Annotated in this window: 13 protein-coding genes; 9 read left to right on the plus strand and 4 right to left on the minus strand. The window is 59.9% G+C overall.

What is annotated here, in order from left to right:
- Window positions 1–116 precede the first annotated feature (116 nt).
- A complete protein-coding gene (locus HX839_RS31115) occupies window positions 117–3,983 on the plus strand; it encodes an Ig-like domain-containing protein (RefSeq protein ID WP_177068197.1) in 3,867 nt (1,288 codons plus the stop codon).
- Window positions 3,984–4,050: 67 nt separating this feature from the next.
- Here the strand turns inward: HX839_RS31115 and HX839_RS31120 are convergent, their stop codons facing one another.
- The 3 genes from HX839_RS31120 to HX839_RS31130 all read right to left on the minus strand — a co-directional run bounded on the left by HX839_RS31120 (window position 4,051) and on the right by HX839_RS31130 (window position 10,714).
- Window positions 4,051–6,318 (minus strand): autotransporter outer membrane beta-barrel domain-containing protein, encoded by a 2,268-nt coding sequence (locus HX839_RS31120; RefSeq protein WP_177068198.1) that lies wholly within the window; start codon window positions 6,316–6,318, stop codon window positions 4,051–4,053.
- 232 nt (window positions 6,319–6,550) lie between these two features.
- Window positions 6,551–8,581, minus strand: a complete 2,031-nt coding sequence (locus HX839_RS31125; RefSeq protein ID WP_177068199.1) for a hypothetical protein — start codon at window positions 8,579–8,581, stop codon at window positions 6,551–6,553.
- Window positions 8,582–8,725: 144 nt separating this feature from the next.
- The gene (locus HX839_RS31130) at window positions 8,726–10,714 is read right to left on the minus strand and encodes a hypothetical protein (protein WP_177068200.1); all 1,989 of its coding nucleotides are present in this window, start codon (window positions 10,712–10,714) and stop codon (window positions 8,726–8,728) included.
- Between the two features lie 276 nt (window positions 10,715–10,990).
- Between HX839_RS31130 and HX839_RS31135 the strand changes: the two genes are divergently transcribed.
- The 5 genes from HX839_RS31135 (at window position 10,991) to HX839_RS31155 (ending at window position 16,185) form a co-directional block, all read left to right on the plus strand.
- Window positions 10,991–12,049 carry a LacI family DNA-binding transcriptional regulator gene (locus tag HX839_RS31135; RefSeq protein ID WP_003214073.1) on the plus strand — a complete coding sequence of 353 codons (1,059 nt, stop codon included), beginning with the start codon at window positions 10,991–10,993 and terminating at the stop codon, window positions 12,047–12,049.
- Between the two features lie 88 nt (window positions 12,050–12,137).
- The gene (locus HX839_RS31140; RefSeq protein ID WP_177009633.1) at window positions 12,138–12,920 is read left to right on the plus strand and encodes a sugar phosphate isomerase/epimerase; all 783 of its coding nucleotides are present in this window, start codon (window positions 12,138–12,140) and stop codon (window positions 12,918–12,920) included.
- Complete coding sequence (locus HX839_RS31145; RefSeq protein ID WP_087694383.1) at window positions 12,913–13,857, plus strand: sugar kinase; 945 nt, start codon at window positions 12,913–12,915, stop codon at window positions 13,855–13,857. The genes HX839_RS31140 and HX839_RS31145 overlap by 8 nt, the downstream gene beginning before the upstream one ends.
- A 55-nt stretch (window positions 13,858–13,912) precedes the next feature.
- Window positions 13,913–15,208, plus strand: coding sequence for an MFS transporter (locus tag HX839_RS31150; RefSeq protein ID WP_003214078.1), 1,296 nt, complete (start codon window positions 13,913–13,915; stop codon window positions 15,206–15,208).
- Window positions 15,208–16,185, plus strand: a complete 978-nt coding sequence (locus HX839_RS31155) for a D-glycerate dehydrogenase (RefSeq protein ID WP_177068201.1) — start codon at window positions 15,208–15,210, stop codon at window positions 16,183–16,185. Before HX839_RS31150 ends, HX839_RS31155 begins: the two co-directional genes overlap by 1 nt.
- Before the next feature lie 148 nt (window positions 16,186–16,333).
- Here HX839_RS31155 and HX839_RS31160 read toward each other — a convergent pair whose 3' ends face one another.
- Window positions 16,334–17,959, minus strand: a complete 1,626-nt coding sequence (locus tag HX839_RS31160) for a methyl-accepting chemotaxis protein (protein WP_177068202.1) — start codon at window positions 17,957–17,959, stop codon at window positions 16,334–16,336.
- Between the two features lie 235 nt (window positions 17,960–18,194).
- Here HX839_RS31160 and HX839_RS31165 point away from each other — a divergent pair, with 235 nt between their 5' ends.
- Genes HX839_RS31165 through HX839_RS31175 form a run of 3 tightly spaced genes read left to right on the plus strand, consistent with a single transcriptional unit; the run spans window position 18,195 to window position 20,653 of the window.
- Entirely contained in the window at window positions 18,195–19,622 is a 1,428-nt protein-coding gene (locus HX839_RS31165) for a nucleobase:cation symporter-2 family protein (RefSeq protein WP_177068203.1), read from the plus strand.
- 13 nt (window positions 19,623–19,635) lie between these two features.
- Entirely contained in the window at window positions 19,636–20,097 is a 462-nt protein-coding gene (locus tag HX839_RS31170; protein ID WP_003214086.1) for an LEA type 2 family protein, read from the plus strand.
- A 4-nt stretch (window positions 20,098–20,101) separates the two neighbouring features.
- The gene (locus HX839_RS31175; protein ID WP_087694381.1) at window positions 20,102–20,653 is read left to right on the plus strand and encodes a GNAT family N-acetyltransferase; all 552 of its coding nucleotides are present in this window, start codon (window positions 20,102–20,104) and stop codon (window positions 20,651–20,653) included.
- Window positions 20,654–20,720 lie beyond the last annotated feature (67 nt).

Below are 20,720 nucleotides of genomic sequence, written 5' to 3' on the forward strand. Positions count from 1 at the left end.
TTCGTCGGCACTGTCAGTTTTCACAGCTATCCGCTATCGGGGCTGCGGGTGTTTGATTTCCCTTGCCTATATGCACAGCCAGCGCTGTGCGTGACTTCCAGCAAGGAGTGGTCAGCATGCCCAACCAACCGATCGACCCCGATGACAATGCCTCGGTCATTGACGACCCAGGTGTACCTGTTTCCGACAGCCCCCTGGCCCTCCTTGAGCCCGCGCCCCTGCCGGTGATCACGGCTGAAGACCTGGCCCCACCCTATTCGGCGTTCCCGCCGGTCTCGCTTGACCGGTATCCCGATGAACCTTACGCCTATGGCCTGGGCATTCGGCATGTTCAGCCCTATGCGTATTTCGTCCTGGAAAAATGGCACACCTGGGCCATCTTCGACGCCTTTGAGTTGTACCTCAATAACGATCTTCAGGTATCTGGTGTCGTCGAGATGGACCAGGATCGTTATGGCATGTACGTCATCGCCGAACGCATGCCTGAAGGTGAAGTTCAAGTGCGCGCGCGGGTAGTGCGCGCAGGCAGCGGCCAGGAAAGCACCTCGCCGCCGCAAAGCATATTGATCAAGACCACCCGTCCCGGCGGGATTGAGAACAATGGTGACGACAAATGGCACAGTAAACTCAGCCTGAGTGTCGACGGTTTGCCCGAAAGCAGCACGATCAACATGGACACGATCAGTCGCGGGTTATACGCCGTGATTGCGCCCTATCCGAACGTGCGCAAGAACGACACCATTGAGTTCTATTGGGACGGAATTGAGATCAGGCACCTGGTCACGGCCGCCGAGGCTGGCGGTATCCAGCCGATCAGGGTATTTATCAGCAAGGAAAATATTCTCAAGGGCGGCCTCAACGGCGCACTCACCCTGCGCTTCAGGGTGTTCGATGTGGTTCAGAATTACTCAGGGGAAAAATACCAGTACTCCAAGCCGTATGGACTGGTCGCCGAACTGGACCCCAGCTTGATGAGCGCGCCGTTTTTCCTGGTGGATGACGCGGAAAGCCGGCAAATCGATTACGACACGCAAAGTAATTCACTGTTCGAAATCCTGTTGCAGACCCCACGGGTGACACCGGCCCCGCTGCCCCCAAATCAGGTCACGATTACCCTGACGGCCACGCTGGCGGACGGCACGATCGAAGAACTGGTGCTTGATCCTGTCGAAGTCAGGAACGGTCGGGAAGAGATCTTCCCGGTGGACCGCGATTTGATCGAGCGCGTCATCGGCGGCTCGTTCAGGGCTTCATTCGTCTGGCACACCGCCACCGGTGGCCACCTCGGGCAGTCTGGCAGTGTCACCGTGACGGTGGTGGGTACACCGACCTCGATGCCGGCAGTGACCGTGACCCCGAGCGAGTTGGGCCTGATCAACCCGGACGATGATGCCTTTATCAGCATCCCGTCCTACCAGCCCCACGCCTACGACTCGCTGGAAACCCTGGTCATCGAGCAAATTGTTCCAGGGGGCGGTGGAATTCGCTATTCCGACCCGCAACTGGCCGGAGACCAGGGCGGCACTCGCCGCGTGCCCAGTGAAGCGCTTCAACAATTCAAGGGGCTGGGTGACGTCGCAGTGTATTACCTTGTCGACGACGGCGCGGATGCCCAGTTGCATGCCTACGGTGCGCTGATTGAACGCAAATCACGGGTGCTGACAGTACGCATCGACGAACGCCTCGAAACCATGCCTGCCCCCACCCTGCAGGGCGCGATTGACGACAACGTTGACCCGGTTGACGTAGTGGGCGACAGCGTGCTGCTGACGCTACCCTATACGGCAACCAGGAGCCGCGACCATATCCAATGGAACATTGTGGGCACGGGCACAGGCGGTTCCGCCAGCGGTTCGGTGACGATCAACGGTGCGACACAGGGCCAGCCACTGGTACTGCAGGTCAGCCGTGCAGTGCTGGATAACAACTTCGATGGCCAACTGCGCATCACCTACAGCTTGGAACGCGAAACCCCGCTGCCGAAACTCACCTTGCGCTCGTTTACAACCCTCCTGACCGTGGGCCGTGGCGTGGAACTGGATGCGCCTGAAGTCGTGGAAGCCGAGCAGTACCCTGACCGGCTTGACCCGCTGGCGGCTCAATCGGGAGCAACGGTGCTGGTGAAATACCGGCGCATGCGCGAGAGCGAATCGTTTTCGGTGAAATGGGTGACGGCCGATCTGCTGGGCAGCACCGTCGAAACGGGTTGGGGCAACCCCGACACCAATGAAGTTAGCGTGCCGATAGAGGCCCGTACCATTGCCAAGGGCATTCGCAACGAGCGTAACCGCATCAGTGTGCAATACAGTTTTACCCGCAGCGGGTTTCCCCATGACTCGGATATTCTGAACCTGGACCTGCTGCCGTTGAGTGGGTTACCCACACCAACCATCGACGGGGTCGGCAACAGCGTGATCCTGCCGACGAACGAGCTCGTCGCTCAAGCCCGCATCCGTGTGGCGGCCTGGCCTTTGGCCTTTGAAGAGCAGTTCATGTGGCTGCAATACACGGGTACCAACACCGACGGCAGTGCGTTCAACCTGGACACTTTTATCGCCGCCCCCGTTGGAGAAAGCGCCACCCTGGGTGTCTCGCAACCCATACCGTTGGCGGAGCTGCAAGGCCTCAAAAATGAGTCGCACCTGACCATTCGCTTCTGGGTCAGCCTGGCCGAAAGCACTGATAAAAACACCGCAGTACTGTTTGGTGTGCGCGAGCATATTATCCAGTCGATCCCCGCCACGTTGCCGCGCCCGGCCTTTGCCAATCTGCAAGGCGCGACCTTGACCATCGACCCACAGGACTGGCAGAACAACGCCTATGTGGCGGTGGCCTATAACGAAATGACCGCGGCCCACCGCATCGCCCTCGAGTGGATTTACCCGAACGGCACCATGGCGACCATCCCGGCGCAGAACGGTAACACCAATAAGCGCGTCGACTTTCAGATCAGCCGGGACATCCTCGCCAACAGCGCGGGCAAATTGATTGAGCTCCGTTATATGGCGACGATAGGGACGACTACTGTCCCGTCAGAAACACAGAAGCTGACCGTCAACCGTGTTCCGTCCTCGGCGCTGCCTCGGCCGCTGATCAATGGCGTCCCTACAGGCGGTGAGTTGAACCTCAATAACTTCAGCACCAATGCCACCTTGAGTGTTGCCCCTTGGCCTTTGGCCGAAACGGGCCAGAAGGTCTGGGTGCAACTGACCAGGGCGGGCAGCGCGCCGTTGAATGTGCTGACAAACTACAGCCTGCTGGCGGGAGAAGTATCGACCGGCTTGGTGAACAAGGCGGTACTGCGCACATGGCTGGACGGGCTGCCTAACAACAGCATCATCACCGTAACGTGCAAGGTAACGTTTGATGGCAGCAGCGTTGAATCCACGGCCATTACGTTCCCCACTGCGACCTATACGGTAATCACTTCGCTGAGGATTGATCAGAGTCAAATGAACTTGAACGGTACAAGGGTGCTCACCAACTGGCCCGCAACCGGGAGGGATTGGGCGGGCAATACGCAGACACGAGTAGCCAGCGGAGGGGTTGGTTCTTATTCCTATGCCTCCAGCGCACCTACTATTGCTTCAGTACACTCAACCACGGGAAAAGTAACAGGCAATCGTAATGGTACGGCCACGATCACCGCGAGAGACAGAAATAATATTTCGCGGTCCTATACGGTCGTTGTCTCTAACATCTTCCAACTACAAGTCAATGAAACACACCAGTCTCCTACTGCTGCTATTAACTGGATGAACTCAATAGGAGGACGCCCACTTGTAATAGGCAACAGCGGAAATGGATCGATAATTTCCGCGTTAAGCTCTATATACAACCCTCCTCCAAGACTCAGAGAGTATGGACTTTGTTCATTCAATGGTGGTTGGTACAACTTCATAACGATAGGAACCGGACCGCTATACTGGGTGGCTGTGCGCGGGCATTACAACATGTCGGCGTGGTGTATGACTCCCTATTAAAAAATCAAGATACGTAACCCCACAAAAAAAGGAAGCCTCGGCTTCCTTTTTTCTTTACCCCTGTTTCCTAGAAGTCGTAACGCACTCCCACATTAACCCCCCACGGCTGATCCACCTTCTTGCCCTGGGCATGTTCAATATCAGCGTGCAGCTTGACGTTCTTCGACACCGACATCGCCACGCCCGCTGCCACTTCAATACGCGAACCGAACACATCGTTGTTGAAGCGCTGGTCGTTCACCTTGACCTTGTTGCTGTGGTTGAACTCATGGGCCAACGCTGTACGCAGGTAGGGCTGCAGCACCCCGCCGCTCTCCAGCTGGATATTCTTGCCACCTGTCACGCCGAGCTTGCCCACCACGGAGGCGGTGCGATCACCCTTGGCCTGCAGGCCATTGTCCAGCTCGTAACTTTGCGCCTGGATAATCGCTGTGCTCAGTTGCGAGTACGGTTCTACAAAGTAACCATCGTCGAGCTTGATATGCCGGCCGACTTCCGCCGATGCGCTCACGGCATTCTGCGTGTAGTTGCCCTTGGCACGCTTGCCGTCGCTCATGGTCACGTTGACCTCGTTGTGCAAGCGGTTGAGCTTGACCACGCCGTCGAAGTACAGCCCGCTCTCGTCGTCGATCCAGGTGGCATACCCCCCCAGGTAGTAGCTGTTGACCTTGCCGCTGCCGGAAGTGTTGGCGCTGATGTCGGACGTGCTGTGACCCGCCATGACACCGGCCATCCACTGGCCATCTCCGCCCGACAATGGCGCATCGGCCCCCAGGCTCAGGCCACGCTGGTTTTGCGTGTAGCCACCACCGTCCTTGTTCCCGGCTACCTCGTATTTGTTGCCGTAGCCACGCATCCAGAACCCGTTGCTCTGGCCGTCGCTGAAACGCAGTTCACCCATGCGGGTACGCAGCAGGGACATCTCGCCGTACAGCACGGTGGGGGCCGTGTTGAACAACGCCATCACGGTTTTGGTGCTGTTGCTGGTGCCACGACGGTTAGGGTCGAGGTACCAGTCGGTGTCTTCCTTCTTCAGCCCGTAGGAATAGGCGCCCACATCCACGGTGTCGCCGTCCAGCGAGAAGTGCGCATCGCCACCTTCGGTGTGCACCACACGAATCGGCAAGGCACTCGCCAACTCGGAGCCGGTCGCCGCCAACAGCAGGCTGTGGTTGCCCGTGGCAACCCCGTTGACGTTGAGCAAGTCGGTCTGGCCGGTGCTGAAGTCGGTGTGCATCACATAGCTGCCGTCACCCGACAGGCTGTTGACGTCCAACTGGAAGAACTCATCGGCGCCGCCAAAGTGCACGGTGCCGCCGCCCATGATCAGGTCGCCGACTGAACTGTCATCCACCAGCATCCAGTGGGACGCTGAATTGACGCTCAACTCGGCGACGTTCTGCAGTTTGCCGGTGAGCCAGGAGCCATTGTTGAGCTGCAACCTGGCGGTGCTGCCGTCTTCGACCACCACGTCACCGACCAGGAAGCTGCGGTCGACGTTCATGTTGGCGGTGGCGCCGTTCATGACTTCCAGCAGCACACCGTTTGCGCCGGTCAGCGTGGAGCCATTGAGTACATGAATATCAGCAAGGGTGGATTCCCCGGGCCTGAACGAGCCGACCTGAATCGCCGAACCGGTGTTGCCCTCGACGCTCGAGCGGTCGAGGATCAGGCTGCTGGCCAAAGTCGGGTCGTTATCCACGCCCATCTTCACGCCAATGTCTCCACCAACGATGCTGGTATTGAACGCACGGGCCTGGCCATTGAACAGTTCGATACCCACGCCATCATCTGCGGTCGCCTCGACACGCGAATCGGTCAGGTCCAGCACACTGTGGGCACTGGCCGAGGCACCGCGGGTGCTGCCGGTGATGTGACTGTTGACGACCGTGACGCTGGAACCATTGGTGGCGCCCAGGGAACGGGCCGCTGCCAGCCCGGTTCCGTTGTTGTGGGTAATGTTGCTGTTGGTGATCAGCACGTTGCTGCCCGTGACATGAACCCCGGCCCTTGCCGAATCCCGCGCAACGACGTCCGAACCATCGATGCGGATGTCGGAGTTGATTGCGGCAATGTCCCGGGTGCTGCTGCCGGCATTGACAAGCAGGGTTGCGGAGTTGGCAGTGATTTGCAGGGTGGGCACTCCCAGAACCGTCAGGCGGGAACCTGCACGCAATTCAAAAGTGTCAGGGCGCGGGCCAGGCCCCGCCATTTCATCCGGGCCGGTCACGACACGCGCTTCGGACAGCTGCGCCATGAGCATCAGCAGTGTGACGGCCTTGGCCTTGAAGGCAAGGCTTAAGGGAGTTGGTTTGAAATTGAATGGAGCTGACATCTTTACGGACCTCTGGGTTGGCGTTCCTTTACGGAAAAAAACTGGCCGGTTCCGAAAAGCGTGTGGACCCTGCCAATCAAGCGGCGCCCAAGGTACCCAGAGCTGTTCCCAACATCTGTAGGACTAATCCCAAGGTGCTGTGCTGAAAGTGAATGCAGTTTGTAGTCGACCCAAGGGCAAAAATGCCAAAGAGGAGCAAGGCTCCTCTTTGGCAATAGGGCTCAAACAAGTATCAAGGAAGCGGGACGGCAGTACCGTCGCAGAAAAAGCCATTCGTTCCACCTATCCGAACCCCGCGAACAAGAGGATGCGCTTCATCGGAAGGTAATGGTCCTTCAGGCAGGTTGATGGTGTACCAGATCCGCGCGGAGCCGGCCAGCCTTGCACCCGAGTTGGGCTGGATGGGTTTGTAGATGGTCTCATAGGGCCCCAGGAGCAACTCGAACCCAGAATTGATCATGGCTTGCGTGAGCGGTATGGAGTCCACTCGACCCACTGCTGCCGGGACCGCTACCATTCCTGCATTGTCGCTGTAGCCCTGCCAGTGCAGCGTAACTACCATCCTCAGTTCAAAGTGCTCCGAAGACGGGATAAACACCACAACGTTTCCGGGAGGATTTTCAGGCCTGAACGTAGTGCAGTTGATCGCCCCTGCGTCCGACAGATGTCGTACCACCGGCGGGGCAAGCTCTTTGAAGTTGGCATTCACCGTCACCGTGGTTTCAGGGGAAAACTGGCGGTTGGTGCTGGCCCCTTGGGCAATGGTGTAGAACACCGTCTTGCGGCCATTGCCATGACGCTCAATGAAGCTCCACGGGATTGAGAGCGGAATCACCTGACCAGCCGAGGCGCCGGTCACCGGTTGGGTAGCAACGAGTTCGCCCGAATAGTAAAGGCGGATCGTAAAGTCGCTGGCATCCGGTGTGGGTGCGGTACTCCATAACGTTACCCGAGCAATTGCAGGCCGGTTGGCGTGGTCGCGCTCCAGCTCGTCGTCGGGGCCCTCGGTACCGGTTGCGTCCACCCCCTTCACGACTACGGGCAGCAGGTCATCGTTGATCGGGTCCGGGCCAATGGGAGTGGGGCCGACAACAAACAGGTCCAGGTTGACGGTGGTGGTCGGTGTCGCCGGGTTGTTGACAGACCGCCGCCGCACCACATAGGAAACGGTCAACGGCAATAGCCCTCGAGTGGCGCCATACAGGATTTCCAGCACCCTGTACGGAACGTAAACCTCCGCCGGGAAACGGCTGTTGCCCAGTGGCTGGGCCTCCAAGTTAACGGTGGTGATGCTTGTCCTCAATGTGACGAGGAATTCATCTCCATCGACGCCGCGCAGAAAGTTCGTATATTCAGGAATACGCACGATCATGCCGCCGTCCAGCGCAACGTCCGCCCGATCAATCAATACATCGCCGGGGGGTGAGGTTCGGTCAACCAGGGGGGCCAGCAGGTTCTCGGGCGCTGGAAACAGGCCCACGTCCATCTCGTAGGCAGTCGAAAGCCGCGCCCAATTCCCTGCCGCGTCGAACAACTCATACCGCAAATTGCGCAGGCCATCCGGATTGGCGTCAACCACGGATAATGGCAATGGAAAGCTCAGGTCCGCAGGCAGATTCCAGCGTGGCGAAGGATCGGGCGGGTTGGGTGCATAGGGCGTATCGGAGCCATTATAGTAAAGATACGCCCAATCGCCCGCGGCCCGACCATGCGCCACATAATCCGGGATCGTAAACACTGCAGACTCATTGGGCTTGCTTTCAAAGTAGTCGCGGTCGGCAGGTGTCGGCAGGTCGGCAGGCGGAATCGGTGCCGGCGGTGCATCGGGGGAAATGGCATACGGTGGTGTCAGGTCAACGACAACGGTCTGCGGATCTGATTCGGAATAGTTGTCAACGCCACGTACGTTAATTCCGTACTTGATTTGGTACCGCCCCGCGGGCCGCCGACCTTGAGCAATGTTCACCACTGTCTCAGGCCCTGGGGCAACAACGGTGAAACTATAAATGGGCGCGCCCCACTCGGTGTCATCGAAATTTTTCCACCAAACAGTGACAAGATCGTCAAGAAACGGATGGGTATCGGCGTCAGGCCATAGTGGAATAGAGAAATTCAAATTCTCACGCAGGTTGTACTCCCGTGAAAGCAATCCAGGGTAGCCAGGCACCTCACCTTCAAGAAGACCATCAGGCAAGGCGTCAGTCGTATTGGCACTTCGATTCTTCGCATAGTTACGGATAAAGTCGATCGTGTCCTTTTTCATTACGTGTCTCCAGATATTAAGACGAATTACATCTCACCCACACTTCCCTACCATTGACGTAGCCGTTCGCGTCGCGAGACAAAGCGCTTGCACGCCTATCACACGCCGACTATTCCCTGCACAACAACAAATTCACCCAGTCCTTTAATCTTTGACCAACGTTGCCTTTCCATCACTAGTGCAACTAATGACATCCCCGGGTTTACAAAACCCACCCGTTGGAAAGGTCAGGTCGACACGGATATGTCCGCTCCCCTTGACGTCTGGCCGGGAGTCACCCACCTTGCCCAGGTTGCGCCACACTTCGAAACTGGCGACAGCTGAACCGTATTCGCGCATAGGCTCCAGGGTCCGGTCGAACGGTTCCACCACAACGTTAATACCGTTATCAATATGGGGTTGCAGCACCTGGATGGTTTCTTCGTATTCAGTGCCAGCAATAGGATCAACCCAGTTATTACGCGCATAGCCTTGCCAGTGAAAACGCACCTCGTCGTTAAGTTGCAGGCCGATATTGCCCGGAATCAACCAATGCACGCCATATAAAGGCGAAGGCGAAGAACAACAGGTCACATACTCGTTAGTCAGGGTGTGCTGAACTTGCGGAGGAGTAAAATCAATCAGCGCCGTCACATCGACATTCACAAAAGTTGGCGGCGACTGTTGTTCGTTGACACCATTACTGGTGAGGTAATGGACCGGCAGACGTGGATTGACCGTCCCCTCGATCAGATTCCAGGGAATATCGGTAAACCACACCAACTGCCCTCCTACCTCCCCCAACTGCACGGGATGGCTGGCCACCGGGCCAACACCGTTCCAGAACAGACTGAGCAATTGACCCGCAACCGGATCTGCAAACAAAGGAACATATGCCTGGGCAGCCAGCCCACGATCCAGATGATTGAGCTGATTGGGAGTCCTGGAGCCGCGCCCTATCACCGTGACGCTGGCCAGGGTCGGGTTAAGCAATGCGGGCGCATTGGGATGGTCCTGGCCGGCAATCGTCAGGTCGACATTGAACCGTTCCGATAAGGAACGAAATGGAGGCAGGGCTCCGCGAATGATTTCGTAGCGCACCACCGCCGCTTCGGGAACCGGTACAGGCGCAGGCCCCCTGAGGGTCAGCCATGGAATTTCCACATCACAAGGGAAGCCCAGTACCGGCTGCGGGACTGTCGGACGGGCATTCCAATAGGCGATTACCTGGTCCCCCGGCGCCCAATCGTCGTAGGCGGGGTCAATGCGCATGAACACGCCACGACGTGCATCATCGCGCTTGATCAGGCCGTCGTCGTATGCCGGTGGCCGAATTTGCGGACGCGGCAAGTTGCTCGGCAACGGCGTCAGTGCCAGCTGAAACAGCAGTCCGGCACTCTGGCTGCTGAAATTGCCTGCCTCGTCAAAAATGCGGTAGAAAATATAGGCGTCACCGTTGTTCAACCTGCGAAAAATATCGGGGTCCACGTAAGCAACCAGCGGGTCTGAGGCTAACGCGATCACGTACTCGGCGTCCGCCGCGCTTAGCGGCGGGTTATCCCGGTTGGACAGGTAGAATTCAATCCGGTCCTTGTCCGAGCGCACGGTGTAGAACGGAATATTGAACGCCAGCGGCACGTTATCGAGCAGGTATTGCTCATCGACGTTCGGGGTCGGGGCAACTACAAAACCCACAGTATCCAGAGGGTTCAGTAACTCAGGCGAGTCCAGATCGATGGTGAGTGTTCTCCTGGGATTCAACACACCGACGCCGCCAAAGGAGTCCTCAACCGTGTAGTAGAGTTGCGCGGTGCCGGAGCCCTCATCAGTCAATCGTGACAGGGGCACCTCCAGTGAGATCACCGCAGGCAGAGGGGGTGGCGGGCCAAACACCTGCCGCGAATCAACCACCTCATCGACACCCGCCCACACCCAGTGGAGGCGCACGGTGTGCGGCTCATCCAGCGCCTCGGGGCGCGGGTTCCACATCGGGATGTTGACCTGCAGCGGGCCCTGCAGGCGCGAGCGCGGGATCAGGCCCCGGGGGTCCCCACTGTCGACGCCGGGTATGTCCATCGGGTCCAGCAACACAGTGCCCCCGTCGTCTGCGCCCAAGGGTTTGATCAGGTAAGTGGATTCAGAGACGTCAGACATGGGTTTAATCCTCAACACGGTGGACAGTGGCCTGCCGGCAGGCGGCGTGTGTATACCAAGTGGCGTTGAGAGAATTAAGCGCCCGATTCCTTCGTCCGGATACTGTCAGAATTAACAGGTAGACCCCTCCATTCGTCGCTTTTGCTCGGCCTTGCTGTCAGGGCGGTTACTGAGCAGCGCTTGACGAAATTTCCTACTTGGTGTTTCCTGAAACCGGTTTCAGCGATTGGTTTCGCCTTGGAACCCAGATAAATCCAATAAGAAAGGCCCGCCGCCGTGACTACTTTTTCCGCCGCCCAACGCAGCCGCGTGACCATGCTGGACGTCGCCGAGCGCGCCGGTGTGTCCAAGGCCAGCGTGTCGCGCTTTATCGGCGACGACCGTGCCCTGCTCTCCGATGCCATCGCCCTGCGCATCGAGCAGGCCATCGATGAGCTGGGCTATCGCCCCAACCAGATGGCCCGCGGCCTGAAACGCGGGCGCACCCGCCTGATCGGCATGCTGGTAGCCGATATCCGCAACCCCTATTCGATTGCCGTGATGCATGGCGTGGAAACCGCCTGCCGCCAGCACGGCTACAGCCTGGTGGTGTGCAACACCGACCGCGATGACGAGCAGGAGCGCCAGCACCTGGCGGCACTGCGTGCCTACAATATCGAAGGGCTGATCGTGAATACCCTCGGCCATCACCTGGACCAATTGCTGGAACTGCAACGGGAAATGCCCCTGGTGCTGGTGGACCGCAAGGTCGAACCGCTGCACAGCGACCTGGTAGGGCTGGACAACCCGGTGGCGGTGCGCATGGCCGTGGAGCATCTGGAACAGCAAGGCTATCGCGACCTGCTGTTGGTGACTGAAGCCACCGACGGCACCAGCTCGCGGCTTGAGCGCCTGGACAGTTTCAAGGCGGAGATGACCAACCGTCCGACGTTGACCGGCGCCGTACTGGAGTTGGATGGCGAACTGGAACAGCGTCTGCAAAAGTTTCTAGGCAAATCCGGCCCCAAGGCGTTGTTCTGCGCCAACGGAATCGCGGCACTGGCGTGTACCCGCGCGTTGAAAAATCTAGGCTGCGACCTGTTTGATGACGTGGGCCTGATCGCCCTGGATGACCTCGACTGGTACCCGCTGGTGGGCAACGGCATCACCGCCCTCGCCCAGCCCACCGAGGCCATTGGCGCCAGTGCGTTTGACTGTTTACTCAAGCGTTTGCGCGGCGATAGCCAGCCCCCACGCACCCTGGATTTCTTGCCACAACTGATTATCCGGGGCTCGACCCAATCCCTTGTGGGAGCTGGCTTGCCTGCGATAACGGTTTCTCCGGCGAAGCAGTAGGCGGCTGACCGCCGCCATCGCAGGCAAGCCAGCTCCCACACGTTTATTTTGCGAATAAAAATGAAACCGGTTTCAGAGGTCCACAACAATGCATAAATACCCCGTCTCCATCAGCCTTTCCAGTTACGGCGCCGACCTGGTCCGCCAGCAAGGCCAGTTGAGTTTCGTCGAGGTGCTGGCTGCCGCCGGCGCGCAACGCATCGAATGGCGCGAAGAGCTGCTGACCACCGAACAACCCCATGAGCTGGCGCAAGCTGCAGCCGATCAAGGCCTGGAGTGCGTGTTCTCATCGCCCCTGGAACTCTGGGTGGCCGGTCGCTCACAGCCCAATGCCGAACTGGCCGTCACCCTCGACCGCGCCCAGGCATTCGGCGCCCGCTGGCTGAAAGTCTCCCTGGGCTATTTCACCGACACCAACGACCTCGACAGCTTGAGCGCCCTGCTCAACCGGCATCCGGTCAAGCTGCTGGTGGAAAACGACCAGACCCTGCACGGCGGGCGCATCGAGCCGATGCAGCGCTTTTTCAACGAAATCGAACGGTTGGCGGTGCCGGTGAAAATGACCTTCGATATCGGCAACTGGCAATGGCAGGACCAATCCGCGACCACCGCCGCGCGCCTGCTGGGCCGGCATGTGGACTACCTGCACTGCAAGGCCGTGGCCCGCCGCGCCGACGGCAAGCTGGTGGCCCTGCCGCCGGGCGCCGCCGACCTGCATCTGTGGGAACAACTGCTCAAGCACATGACTCAAGGTATTACCCGGGCCGTGGAATTTCCGCTGCAAGGCAATGACCTGGTGCCGGTCACCGCCCAGCAGGTCGCCACCCTCGCCGTCCTCGGCCAGCCCCGCGTGGAGAACGCACATGTCTGAGATCGATATCCTGTCGTTTGGTGAAACCATGGCGATGTTTGTCGCCGAACAGACCGGCGACCTGGCCCAGGTTGCCCAGTTTCACAAGCGCATTGCCGGCGCCGACAGCAACGTCGCCATCGGCCTGTCACGCCTGGGCTTCAACGTCGCATGGCTGAGCCGCGTGGGTGCCGATTCCCTCGGGCGCTTTGTGGTGGACACCTTGCAGAACGAAGGCCTGGACTGCACCCATGTGGCGGTGGACCCGCTGCACCCCACGGGCTTTCAACTCAAGTCCCGCGAGGAAGCCGGCGATGATCCGCAGGTGGAGTACTTCCGCCGTGGCTCGGCCGCCAGCCATCTGTCGGTCGAGGCGATCAAGCCTGAGCTGTTGCAAGCCCGGCACCTGCACGCCACCGGCATTCCGCCGGCGCTGTCGGACGCCACCCGCGACCTGTCGCGCCAGTTGATGACGCAAATGCGCGAGGCCGGGCGCAGCGTGTCCTTCGACCCGAACCTGCGCCCGTCCCTGTGGGCGAACGAGCAACGCATGATCAGCGAAATCAACGCCCTCGCCTGCCTGGCGGACTGGGTGTTGCCGGGCTTGAGCGAAGGCCGCTTGCTCACCGGTTTTGAAGACCCGGCCGACATCGCCGCGTTTTACCTGGACCAGGGCGTGGAAGCCGTGGCCATCAAGCTCGGGCCCCACGGCGCGTATTACCGCACCCAGCTGGACCAGGGGTTTGTCGCCGCCGTGCCAGTGGCCAAGGTGGTCGACACGGTCGGCGCCGGCGATGGATTTGCCGTGGGCATGATCAGCGCGCTCCTGGAAAACCTGAGCTTCAGCGAAGCCGTGCAGCGCGGCAACTGGATCGGCAGCCGCGCGGTGCAGAGCCGTGGCGACATGGAAGGCTTGCCGTTCAGGACCGATCTGCCCCACACCCAGAAAGCCGGTTAATCAGCATCACCGAGTTACCTGTTGCCACAACTACAACAAGCTCAGGAGCAACCTTATGGAACCGTTGAAACTCGCCACCCGCCGTTGGTGGTACATCATGCCCATCGTGTTTATCACCTACAGCCTGGCGTACCTGGACCGCGCCAACTACGGTTTTGCCGCCGCCTCCGGGATGGCCGAAGACCTGATGATCACCCCGGGCATGTCGTCATTGCTCGGCGCGCTGTTCTTCCTCGGCTACTTTTTCTTCCAGGTGCCCGGTGCGATCTACGCGCAGAAACGCAGCGTGAAGAAGCTGATTTTCGTCAGCCTGATCCTGTGGGGCGGCCTGGCCACCCTGACCGGCATGGTGTCCAACGCCTACATGCTGATCGTGATCCGCTTCATGCTCGGGGTGGTCGAAGCCGCCGTGATGCCGGCGATGCTGGTGTACCTGTGTCACTGGTTCACCCGTGCGGAACGCTCGCGGGCCAACACCTTCCTGATCCTCGGCAACCCGGTGACCATGATGTGGATGTCGGTGGTCTCGGGCTACCTGGTACAGCATTTCAGCTGGCGCTGGATGTTTATCATCGAAGGTTTGCCGGCGGTGCTGTGGGCGTTTATCTGGTGGAAGCTGGCGGATGAAAAACCCGCAGACGCCAAATGGCTGAGCGCCCAGCATAAAAAAGACCTGGAAACCGCCCTCGCCGAAGAACAAGTGGGCATCAAGGCGGTAAAGAACTACGCCGAGGCCTTTCGCTCACCCAAGGTGATCATCCTGGCGCTGCAGTTTTTCTGCTGGAGCATTGGCGTGTATGGCTTCGTGCTGTGGCTGCCGTCGATCCTCAAGGCCGGCCTGAAAATGGACATGGTCGAGGCCGGCTGGCTCTCGGCGCTGCCGTACCTGGCGGCGGTGATCGGCATGCTGGCGGTGTCCTGGGGCTCGGACAAACTGCAAAAACGTAAACGTTTTGTGTGGCCACCGTTGCTGATCGCCTCCATCGCGTTTTATGCGTCCTACGTGCTCGGCGCCGAACACTTCTGGTGGTCGTACACCCTGCTGGTGATCGCCGGGGCCTGTATGTACGCGCCGTACGGGCCGTTTTTCGCAATCGTCCCCGAGATCCTTCCGGCCAACGTCGCCGGCGGCGCCATGGCGCTGATCAACAGCATGGGCGCCCTCGGTTCGTTCGGCGGTTCGTACCTGGTGGGCTACCTCAACAGCAGCACCGGATCGCCCGGCGCCTCGTACTTGCTGATGAGTGGTGCGCTGCTGGTGTCGGTGGTGTTGACGATCTTTCTCAAGCCCGGCGCCAGTGACCGCGAACGCGCCCCGCTGCAATCCCTTGAATTGAAGGTAAAGACCTGATGAAAAAGTCTGTCGTGCTCTACAAGAAACTCTCTGCACCGCTGATGGCCCGCCTGCATGAACAGGCCCAGGTCACGCTTATTGAATCGCTGGATGAAAGCGGCCTGGCCAAACTGCGTGAAGCCTTGCCGACCGCTCAGGGCTTGCTCGGTGCCAGCTTGCGCCTGGATGCCAAACTGCTGGATCTGGCGCCAAACCTTGAGGCGGTGGCCAGCGTGTCGGTCGGTGTCGACAACTACGATATCGACTACCTGACCGAGCGCGGCATCCTGCTCAGCAATACCCCCGACGTACTGACCGAAACCACCGCCGATACCGGCTTCGCCCTGATCCTGGCGACCGCCCGGCGAGTGGTGGAGCTGGCCAATATGGTGCGTGCCGGCAACTGGAACCAGAACATCGGCCCGCTGCATTTCGGCAGCGACGTGCATGGCAAGACCCTGGGCATTATCGGCATGGGCCGGATTGGTGAAGCATTGGCCCAGCGTGGGCACTTCGGATTCGGCATGCCGGTGATCTACCACAGCCACTCGCCAAAACCTGCGGTGGAGGCGCGGTTTGACGCGCAATACCGCAGCCTGCCGGACCTGCTCCGGGAAGCCGACTTTGTGTGCCTGACCTTGCCGCTGACGGCTGAAACCGAAGGTTTGATCGGTGCCGAAGAGTTCGCGCTGATGGGCCCGGAGACGATCTTTATCAACATCTCCCGAGGCAAGGTGGTGGACGAGGCGGCCCTGATCGAGGCGTTGCAACAGCGCACGATTCGTGCGGCGGGGCTGGATGTGTTTGTGCAGGAGCCACTGCAGCATGATTCGCCGTTGTTGCGTTTGAACAATGTGGTGGCGACGCCGCATATCGGTTCAGCGACTCACGAGACGCGGGAGGCGATGGCCAAGTGTGCGGTGGACAATCTGCTGGCGGCGCTGGCCGGTGAAAAGCCGAAGAACCTGGTGAATCCGGCGGCCTGGAAACACTGATTCCTGAAGCACCACAGAAGCCAATGTGGGAGCGGCGGTGCGACGATTCGACTTGCTCGCGAAGGCGGTGTGTCAGCCACCGAATGCATCAACTGACACACCGCTTTCGCGAGCAAGCCCGCTCCCACATTTTTGATCGTATTTCAGGTCAGATGACGAAGCGCGCCACCATCCCGTTCAAATCCACTGCCAGGCGCGACAGTTCGTGACTGGCGGCTGAGGTCTGATTGGCACCCGCCGCCGACTGCGTCGCCAAGTCGCGGATGTTCACCAGGTTGCGATCCACTTCGCGGGACACCTGAGCCTGTTCTTCCGACGCACTGGCGATCACCAGGTTGCGCTCGTTGATCAGGCTGATGGACTGGGTGATCTGCTCCAAGGCCACCCCGGCGGCACGTGCCATTTCCAGGGTGCTTTGGGTGCGTTGGTTGCTCTGCTGCATGGACTGCACCGCTTCACCCGTACCGCTCTGGATGCCGGCGACCATTTTCTCGATTTCCTGGGTCGACTGCGCCGTGCGATGGGCCAGGGCCCGCACTTCGTCCGCCACCACCGCAAAACCACGCCCGGCTTCACCGGCACGCGCCGCTTCAATCGCCGCGTTGAGGGCCAACAGGTTGGTCTGCTCGGCAATCGCGCGAATCACATCCAGTACCTTGCCAATATCACGGCCCTGGGTGGCCAGGCCTTCGATCAGCACCGAGGTGTTTTGCACGTCCTGGGTCATGGTCTGGATCGCGCCGACGGTTTCCACCACTCGGTCGCGCCCTTCCCGCGCAGCCTGGTTGGACTGGCTGGACGCCTCGGAGGTGGACACCGCGTTGCGCGCCACTTCTTCCACGGCGGCCGTCATTTCGTTGACCGCGGTGGCGGCCTGGTCGATTTCGTTGTTTTGCTGTTGCAGGCCCTTGGAGGCTTCTTCGGTGACGGCGCTGAGCTCTTCAGCGGCGGAGGCCAACTGCGTGGCTGAGCCGGCGATGTGCTGGATGGTCTGGCGCAGGTTGTTCTGCATCGCGGCCAAGGCGCCGATCAGGCGGGCCGGTTCGTCCTTGCCGTCGTCTTCGATCGCTTTGCTCAGGTTACCGCCAGCGATGGTTTCAGCAACCTCCAGCGCTTTGCGCAAGGGCGTCACGATACTGCGCGTCAGCAGCCAGGCCAGCACTACGGTCATCAACGCAGCAATCACGGAGACTGCGATGATGCCAGTGATTGCATCCTGATAACTTTGCCCGGCCTCGGTGTCGGCCTGCTTCGCGTCAGCAGCGTTGATGGCGATCAGTTTATTCAACTGCTCGCCCATCTGGTCGGTGCCGTCCTTGATGCGGCTGTTGATCAGGGCGCGCATCTCTTCCACTTTGTTCTGCTGCGAAAGGCTCACCATCTCGGCCTGAGCCTTGAGGTAATTGTCGAGCGTGAGGGCAAACGTCTTGTACAGCGCCGCCTCTTCATCCCCCGCCGGCATGGTGGCATAAGCCGCCTGGGCGGTCTTGACCTTGCCTTCCAGCACGCCCATGCGGGTCTGGGCTTCCTGCAAGGCCGCCGGTTCACGGTTCACTAACACGCGAAACGACAGAATCCGCAGGCGCAGGACGTTTTCGGTCATGGTCGCCAGATACCCGACGCTGGGCAGTTGGTTGGAGCCCATGTCGACCGATGCCTGACGAATCAGAGTCATGCGGTTCGCCGCAAACACCCCAAGAATAACGACAAGCAACGCGATGAAGGCGAAACCGAGAAAAGCTCGAGGTGCGATATTCAGGTTACGAAGGGACATAGGGGGCGCTCTTAGAAGTAGTGGCTGCGAGCATCCCTGCCGCGACACGGTCAGTGGGCGTCAACGCGCCGCTCTGACCGGCTGGCGCCACTGTTGTAATAGGTATGTGGGCCTATAAACGGTATCGGCCGGCTTGAGGATTTAATGGGGGATGTTTCGAAATTTTTTTTCACACTTCTGACAACTGGCACTTTCTGGCATCCTGCGCCTCCTTTTTCCTACCCGGGCCCGTATTTTGTCTGACACTCAAACCCCTCGCCCCCGTTATAAATCCGACCTGATCTACGGCCTCGACGACCGTCCGCACTTCAGCGCGGCGATATTTGCCGCCCTGCAGCACGTGCTGGCCAGCTTTGTCGGGATCATCACCCCGACGCTGATCGTCGGCGGCGTGCTGGGCCTGGAAAGCGAAGTGCCGTACCTGGTCAGCATGGCGTTGTTTGTGTCCGGGCTCGGCACCTTTGTGCAGGCCCGCAAGTTCGGCCCGGTGGGTTCGGGCCTGCTGTGCCTGCAAGGCACCAGTTTTTCGTTTATCAGCGTGATCCTCAGTGCCGGCTTCATGGTCAAGGCCCGGGGCGGCGGCACCGATGAGATCCTGTCGACGATCTTCGGCATCTGCTTCTTCGCGGCGTTTATCGAAGTGGTGCTCAGCCAGTTCATCGGCAAGCTGCGCAAGCTGATCACCCCGGTGGTCACCGGCACCATCATTACCTTGATGGGTTTGTCGCTGATCAAGGTGGCCGTCACCGACATGGCCGGCGGTTATGGCGCCAGCGACCTGGGCGCCGCCGGCAACATGGGCCTGGCGGCCCTGGTGTTGCTGACCATCGTGGTGCTCAACCGCTTCAACAACCCGTTCCTGCGCCTGGGTTCGATCGTGATCGGCCTGACCCTGGGTTTTGTGGTGGCCTGGTGGATGGGCCGCGTCGACCTGGGCGCCCTGCCCCAGTTGCCACTGATCAGCATACCGGTGCCGTTCAAGTACGGTTTTTCGTTCGACTGGGTGGCGTTTATCCCGGTGGCGGTGATCTTCCTGATTTCGCCCCTGGAAGCCGCCGGTGACCTGACCGCCAACTCGATGATCTCGCAACAGCCGGTCAAGGGCCCGCTGTACATCAAGCGCATCAAGTCCGGCCTGCTGGCCGACGGCCTCAACTCGGTGATGGCGGCCACCTTCAACAGCTTGCCGATGGTGACCTTCGCCCAGAACAACGGGGTGATCCAGTTGACCGGCGTGGCCAGCCGTTATGTGGCGTACTTCATTGCCGGGCTGCTGGTGCTGCTGGGGCTGTTCCCGATGATCGGCGCGGTGTTGCAACTGATGCCCAAGCCGGTACTCGGTGGCGCCACGCTGATCATGTTCGGCACCGTGGCCGTGGCCGGGATCAAGATCCTCGCCGAAGCCGGGCTGCACCGGCGCAATGTGCTGATCGTGGCGATCTCCCTGGGCATGGGCCTGGGTGTGGCGGCAGTGCCGGAAGTACTGCGCGAGCTGCCCAAGGCACTGCACAACATCTTCGAGTCGCCGATCACCGTGGGGGCGTTCTGCGCTATCGTGCTGAACATCTTCCTGCCTGAGGAGTTCATAGAGTTGGAAGAAGATGAATTTGATCCGGAAGCCTCCACCCTCAAAGTGATGCAGGACCCGGACGTCACGAAATAGGAGAACCCGTTTTATGCGCAAGCTCATGGTTTTGTCACTGCTGCTACTCACCCTGAGCGCGTGCGCGCTGTTTCCCAATCGCGACCCGGTGAACATCAACGTGGTGGGCATCGAGCCGCTGCAGAGCCAGGACCTGGAAGTGCGTTTCGCGGTGAAGCTGCGGATACAAAATCCGAATGAAACCGCCATCGACTACAGCGGCGTGGCCCTGGACCTGGAGGTCAATGGCCGGCCGCTGGCGTCCGGGGTGAGTGACCAGGGTGGCTCGATCCCACGCTTTTCGGAGACGGTGCTGACGGTGCCGGTGAGCGTTTCGGCGTTTTCCGTTTTGCGCCAGACCCTTGGCTTGAGCCAGACCCAGAGTTTGAATAACCTGCCGTACGTGTTGCGCGGGAAACTCGCAGGTGGCCTGTTCGGCACCATGCGTTTTGTGGATCGCGGGACCCTGGACTTTCCCAACACTGCCACTTGGTAACGACATGGATGCGCAACCTACGCTGTATACCGAACGGCTGATCCTGCGGCCGTTGACGCTGGAGGATGCCGAGGGTGTCCAGCAGCAATTTCCGCACTGGGAAGTGGTGCGTTACCTGAATGCCCTGGTGCCCTGGCCGTACCCGGCGGACGGTGCGCGCAGCTATCTGGAGCAGGTTGCATTGCCGGCGATGGCTCGGGGTGAGGAGTGGCATTGGTCGATTCGCCTGAAAAGCGCGCCTGGGGTGTTGATTGGTAATGTCAGCCTGATGGATGAGGTGGACAACAACCGCGGCTTTTGGCTGGCGCCGCAGTGGCAGGGCCAGGGGTTGATGGCCGAGGCCAGTGCGGCGGTGACTGAGTATTGGTTTGAGGTGCTGGAGCGGCCCGTGATGCGCGTGCCCAAGGCGGCGCCGAACGTGGCGTCTCGCAGGATTTCCGAGCGGACGGGGATGCGGTTGGTCAGGACCGATGAGGGGCAGTTTGTCGCTGGGAGTTTGCCCAAGGATATCTGGGAGATTACCCGGGAGGAATGGCTGGGGAGTCGGCGGGGCTGAGGTGGGTTTTGGGTGTATATCCGTTATTTGGGTAACGGCTGATAGGGGTTCCGCTCTTACAGCGGCT

Source organism: Pseudomonas sp. I8001, from assembly GCF_013385345.1.
Taxonomy (GTDB): domain Bacteria; phylum Pseudomonadota; class Gammaproteobacteria; order Pseudomonadales; family Pseudomonadaceae; genus Aquipseudomonas.

What these genes read in the sequence shown, in the direction of transcription:
- HX839_RS31115 (WP_177068197.1), top strand. Translation starts at nt 117, where the DNA reads ATGCCCAACCAACCGATCGACCCCGATGACAATGCCTCGGTCATTGAC.
- HX839_RS31120 (WP_177068198.1), bottom strand. Translation starts at nt 6,318, where the DNA reads ATGTCAGCTCCATTCAATTTCAAACCAACTCCCTTAAGCCTTGCCTTC.
- HX839_RS31125 (WP_177068199.1), bottom strand. Translation starts at nt 8,581, where the DNA reads ATGAAAAAGGACACGATCGACTTTATCCGTAACTATGCGAAGAATCGA.
- HX839_RS31130 (WP_177068200.1), bottom strand. Translation starts at nt 10,714, where the DNA reads ATGTCTGACGTCTCTGAATCCACTTACCTGATCAAACCCTTGGGCGCA.
- HX839_RS31140 (WP_177009633.1), top strand. Translation starts at nt 12,138, where the DNA reads ATGCATAAATACCCCGTCTCCATCAGCCTTTCCAGTTACGGCGCCGAC.
- HX839_RS31145 (WP_087694383.1), top strand. Translation starts at nt 12,913, where the DNA reads ATGTCTGAGATCGATATCCTGTCGTTTGGTGAAACCATGGCGATGTTT.
- HX839_RS31150 (WP_003214078.1), top strand. Translation starts at nt 13,913, where the DNA reads ATGGAACCGTTGAAACTCGCCACCCGCCGTTGGTGGTACATCATGCCC.
- HX839_RS31155 (WP_177068201.1), top strand. Translation starts at nt 15,208, where the DNA reads ATGAAAAAGTCTGTCGTGCTCTACAAGAAACTCTCTGCACCGCTGATG.
- HX839_RS31160 (WP_177068202.1), bottom strand. Translation starts at nt 17,959, where the DNA reads ATGTCCCTTCGTAACCTGAATATCGCACCTCGAGCTTTTCTCGGTTTC.
- HX839_RS31170 (WP_003214086.1), top strand. Translation starts at nt 19,636, where the DNA reads ATGCGCAAGCTCATGGTTTTGTCACTGCTGCTACTCACCCTGAGCGCG.
- HX839_RS31175 (WP_087694381.1), top strand. Translation starts at nt 20,102, where the DNA reads ATGGATGCGCAACCTACGCTGTATACCGAACGGCTGATCCTGCGGCCG.